The organism is Dokdonella sp. (assembly GCF_051958935.1).
Classification (GTDB): Bacteria; Pseudomonadota; Gammaproteobacteria; order Xanthomonadales; family Rhodanobacteraceae; genus Dokdonella_A.
In genome coordinates this window covers 1-3,603 of the sequence record NZ_JBQCFP010000052.1, presented here as the reverse complement: position 1 = coordinate 3,603, position 3,603 = coordinate 1, and the positions used below count along the sequence as shown (strand labels likewise).

The following is a 3,603-nucleotide window of genomic DNA, read 5'->3' as shown; positions in this document are numbered from 1 at the left end:
GGTACGCCTCGCGGAACGGCACGCCGGCCGCAGCCTGTTCGATGGCGACGTCGGTCGAATACATCGCGGGCTCGATCGCCTCTCGCATCGCGGGCGCGTTCCACTCCAGGCGCGCGAGCAGGTCGGGTAGCAGTGCGAGCGCGCCGAGGCCATGGCGGAAGCCGTGGAAGATTGCGCCCTTGGAGAACTGCAGGTCGCGCTGGTATCCCGATGGCAGCGACAGCAGTTGCTCGACCTCGGTGCGCGCCGCGGCGACGCAGGCGTAGCTCGCCCGCATGAGTTCGATCACGTCGGGATTGCGCTTGTTCGGCATGATGGAACTGCCGGTCGTGTATTCGGCCGGAAGGCGCACGAAACCGAACTCGGCGGTCGTGAACAGCGACAGGTCCCAGGCGAGCCGGCGCAGGTCGAGCAGCGCGCTCGCGAGCGCATCGAGCGCGCCTATTTCGAACTTGCCGCGCGAGAGTTGCGCGTAGACGGGATTCACCTGCACGCGCGCGAAGCCGAGCGCCGAGGTCGTGTGCGCGCGGTCGAGCGGCAGGTTGACGCCATAGCCGGCCGCGGTGCCGAGCGGGTTCGCGTCGATCCAGGCGAGCGTATCGCGCGCGCGCCGCGCATCGTCGATGAATGCTTCGGCAAAGCCGGCGAACCACAGCGCGGTCGACGACACCACCGCGCGCTGCAGGTGCGTGTAGCCCGGCAGCGGCAGCGCTTCGCCGGCGGCGCGCGCGAGGCAGGTACGCGCCGCGTCGATGCAATACGCGACGAGTTCGCCGAGCTTAGCCTTCAGCCACAGGCGTGTCGCGACGAGGACCTGGTCGTTGCGGCTGCGCCCCGTGTGCACCTTGCGGCCGGCGTCGCCGAGCCGCTCGATGAGGCGTGCTTCGATCGCCGAATGTCCGTCTTCGTAGCGTCCGTCGAGCACGAAGTGCCCGGCGCGGAAGTCGTCCGCGAGCGCGTCGAGTGCGCGCACGAGCGCGGCCGCCTCGTCCCGCGTCACGATGCCGATGTTCGCAAGGCCGCCGACGTGCGCCTTGCTCGCCTCGATGTCGCAGAGCAGGAACTCGCGATCGAGCACGACGTCGTCGCCGGCGAGGAAACGCATGATGCGCTCGTCGGTGCGGGTGCCCGGTTTTTGCCAGAGTAGGTCGGTCATGGTGTTCGCTGCTTCGATCAGTGATGCGTAGGACTTCGACTGCGCCGGGGCCGGTTCCCGTCTCCCGCCGCGAGAAGGTGGCGCGAAGCGCGGATCAGGTTCCGGCCTGCATCGAGGTTTCGTCGCCGCGAACCCTCTTCCGCCGGCCGATCCCTTCTCCTCGAGGGAGAAGTTTCACTGCCGCGGCGGCGCCGCCATTGCAGTGCCGGATGGGACACCCGCCGCGAACTTCGCAACCACTTCGTCCGGCGACAATTCCAGCCTCTCGCCCGTCGCACGACGTTTCAGTTCGACGACGCCGTTGGCGAGGCCGCGCGGACCGACGACGACCTGCCACGGCAGGCCGATGAGGTCCATGTTCGCGAACTTCGCGCCTGCACGCGCCTCGGTATCGTCCCACAGCACGCACACGCCCTGTGCTTCGAGTCGCGCGGCGAGCTGCGAGCACGCGGCCGAGGTCCCAGAGTCGCCGGCCTTGGCGTCGACGATGCCGACGTCGAACGGTGCGACCGCATCGGGCCAGGTGATGCCCGCGTCGTCGTGGCAGGCTTCGATGATCGCGCCGACGAGACGCGACACGCCGATGCCGTACGAGCCGCCGTGCAGCAGGCGCGCGCTGCCGTCCGGCATCGTCACCTGCGCACGCATCGGCTGCGAGTACTTCGTGCCAAAGTAGAAGATCTGGCCGACCTCGATGCCGCGCGTGTGCAGGCGCTGCCCTTCCGGCACTTCGGCTTCGTAGCGGACGGGGTCGTGCACGTCGGATGTCGCCGCATACCGCGAGGTCCATGCGCGGATCAGCGGTTCGAGATCGCCGTCATGGTCGACGTCCGCACCCGGCACGGTCAGGTCGAGCACGCGGCGGTCGCAGTACACGTCCGACTCGCCCGATTCGGCAAGCACGATGAACTCGTGCGAGAGGTCGCCGCCGATCGGCCCGGTCTCCGCGCGCATCGGGATCGCCTTCACGCCGAGCCGCGCGAACGCGCGCAGGTAGGCGACGAACATGCGCTGATACGAGCGGCGCGCACCGGCTTCGTCGAGGTCGAACGAATAGCCGTCCTTCATGAGGAACTCGCGTCCGCGCATGACGCCGAAGCGCGGGCGCTGTTCGTCGCGGAACTTCCACTGGATCTGGTAGAGGTTGCGCGGCAGCTCGCGCCACGAGTTGACGCCCGCGCGCACGATCTCCGTCACCATCTCCTCGTTGGTCGGTCCGTAGAGCAGCTCGCGCTCATGCCGGTCGCGGATGCGCAGCATCTCCGGGCCGTAGGCGTCGTAGCGTCCGCTCTCGCGCCAGAGGTCGGCGAGTTGGAGCGTTGGCATGAGCAGCTCGATCGCACCCGCGCGATCGAGTTCCTCGCGCACGATGCGTTCGATGCGCTGGAGCACGCGCAGGCCGAGCGGCAGCCAGGCATAGATGCCGGCCGCCTCCTGGCGAACCAGTCCTGCGCGCAGCATGAGCCGATGCGAGGCGATCTGCGCCTCGGCGGGATTGTCCTTCAGGGTCGGCAGGAAATAGCGGGAAAGGCGCATGGCGTATGCTTTCGTAGTGGAAGGATGATCATCGTTCTCGAAAACGCTTCATCGCCGTCGTCCCGGCGAACGCGGGGACCCAGCGCCTTCGGCCAGCGATCACGTGTCACTGGGCCCCGGCTTCCGCAGGCGACGGTTCCGGAATCGCGGTGAACTCGTCGAACCCGAGCGCGAGATTGAGATTCTGCATTGCCTGCGTCGCCGCGCCCTTGAGCAGGTTGTCGAGCGTCGCGACGACGACCACGCGCTTGCCGCCCGGCGCAAGCGAGAAGCCGCCGATCTCGGCATGGTGCCGTCCCGCGATCATGCTCACCCACGGCGCTTCGTCGACGATGCGCACGAGCGGCTCACCGGCGTAGAACGACGCGTAGCGCGCCTTGATCGCTTCGCGCGTCGACGCCTGCGTGAGCCAGAGGTTCACGGTCATCGTGATGCCGCGGAAGTGCGGCGCGACGTGCGGCATGAACTCGACCGGCACGCCGAGCCGGCGCGTGACCTCGCGCTCGTGCACGTGGTCGGTCAGCGCATACGGCATGAGGTTGTCCTGCAGCTTGGCCGGGTCGTTCTTGTCCGACGGCGTCGTGCCCGCGCCGGAATAGCCGGACACGCCGAAACACGCGGGCGGTGCCGCGAGTTCGTCCTTGAGCGGTGCGATCGCGAGCTGCATCGCGGTCGCGTAGCAACCCGGGTTGCTGATGCGGCGCTGGCCGTCGTACGACGCGCGCGTAAGTTCGGGCAGGCCGTAATACCAGGCGTCTTCGAAACGATGGTCGGCCGAAAGATCGACGATCACGCTGTCGGGCCTCGCCGCGTCGATCGCCGTGACGAGTTGCGCCGACTTGCCGTTCGGGAGCGCGAGCACGACCGCATCCGCGCCCTTCGCCGCGACGTCCTCGTGCGCGAGGTTTTCG

Annotated in this window: 3 protein-coding genes; all 3 read right to left on the bottom strand. The window is 68.4% G+C overall.

Annotated features, from left to right (window positions below; all coding sequences use genetic code 11):
- A partial coding sequence (gene argH / locus ACTHK2_RS04700) for an argininosuccinate lyase (RefSeq protein WP_440244540.1) occupies positions 1-1,156 on the bottom strand: 1,156 nt, incomplete at its 3' end.
- Between the two features lie 174 nt (positions 1,157-1,330).
- A complete protein-coding gene (gene proS / locus ACTHK2_RS04695; protein ID WP_440244539.1) occupies positions 1,331-2,692 on the bottom strand; it encodes a proline--tRNA ligase in 1,362 nt (453 codons plus the stop codon).
- A 106-nt stretch (positions 2,693-2,798) separates the two neighbouring features.
- On the bottom strand, positions 2,799-3,603 hold an 805-nt coding region (gene argC, locus ACTHK2_RS04690; protein ID WP_440244538.1), incomplete at its 5' end, for an N-acetyl-gamma-glutamyl-phosphate reductase.

What these genes read in the sequence shown, in the direction of transcription:
- proS (WP_440244539.1), bottom strand. Translation starts at nt 2,692, where the DNA reads ATGCGCCTTTCCCGCTATTTCCTGCCGACCCTGAAGGACAATCCCGCC.